This window comes from Niastella populi, assembly GCF_002078015.1.
Lineage (GTDB): Bacteria > Bacteroidota > Bacteroidia > Chitinophagales > Chitinophagaceae > Niastella > Niastella populi.
In genome coordinates this window covers 1-1,047 of sequence record NZ_LWBP01000109.1, presented here as the reverse complement: position 1 = coordinate 1,047, position 1,047 = coordinate 1, and the positions used below count along the sequence as shown (strand labels likewise).

The following is a 1,047-nucleotide window of genomic DNA, read 5'->3' as shown; positions in this document are numbered from 1 at the left end:
ATGGCGTAGTTCGCCTGGAAGCAGCCTGCACCCTTGCCCTTACGGGCCTGCGTATCAACTATACCATGATCAAAAACATCCTTCAGTCAGGCATGGACAAACAAGTGACGCCTCCCGTAGAACAACCCCTGCCTTCACACGATAATATCCGTGGTCCCCAACAGTACCAATAATCATCATAAAAAATGTAATCATGAACACTAATGCAACACTGGAGCAAATGAAACAACTTAGATTATCAGGCATGGCGCATGCCTATCAGCAACAATTGGAACTACCGCTGCATAAGCAGCTGGATGCTCATGAGCTTATTGCTCAACTCATCCAAAGCGAGCAACTCAACCGCCAGCAAGAGAAAACCACATATTATCTTAAGCTGGCCAAACTCCGCTTATCCGCGATCCCTGAACAGATCAACTGCTCCGCAGCCAGAAACCTTACAAAACAACAACTGGCAACTTTGCTGACAGGACAATACCTACAGCAGGGCGAAAACATTTTGATCACGGGTTCCACAGGCTGCGGAAAAAGCTACCTGGCATGTGCCCTGGGCTATCAATCCTGCCTGCTGGGCATGAAAACAACTTACCTGAGTATGAATCGCTTTATTGAAAAGATAACACTTGCCAAACTTGACGGCTCGTACATTAAACTCCTTAACCATCTGGAGCGCCAGGCTCTGATCATAATAGATGACTTCGGTTTACAACCCATGCAGCAGGAAGTGAAGCTGGCGTTATTACAAATACTGGAAGAAAGACATGGTAAGCGTTCTACCATGATCACCTCTCAGTTACCTGTTGCAAAATGGTATGACTACATCAATGAACCCACAATTGCAGATGCTGTTATGGACAGATTGACAGCCAGCGCACACAGGATAGAGTTAAAAGGAGAATCGTTGCGCAGAAAAAAATAAGGTTATATCAGCTGGGATAAATACTTTTAAAAAGCAATAAAGCGCTCTTTGTTTACTGTTCTTTACCGACAAACAAGGTGGGGTCAACATCGCCCGGAACAACGGGGTCAGAATCAACGGAATTTACA

At 45.3% G+C, this 1,047-nt stretch carries 1 protein-coding gene; it reads left to right on the top strand.

All coding sequences use genetic code 11. From position 1 onward, the window contains the following. Nucleotides 1-193: 193 nt before the first annotated feature. Nucleotides 194-919: an IS21-like element helper ATPase IstB gene (istB, locus tag A4R26_RS10815; protein WP_081163797.1), complete on the top strand. Its 726-nt coding sequence runs from the start codon at nt 194-196 to the stop codon at nt 917-919. The last annotated feature ends 128 nt before the right edge of the window (nt 920-1,047 follow it).

Coding starts and splice junctions, on each gene's coding strand:
- istB (WP_081163797.1), top strand. CDS start 194: ATGAACACTAATGCAACACTGGAGCAAATGAAACAACTTAGATTATCA.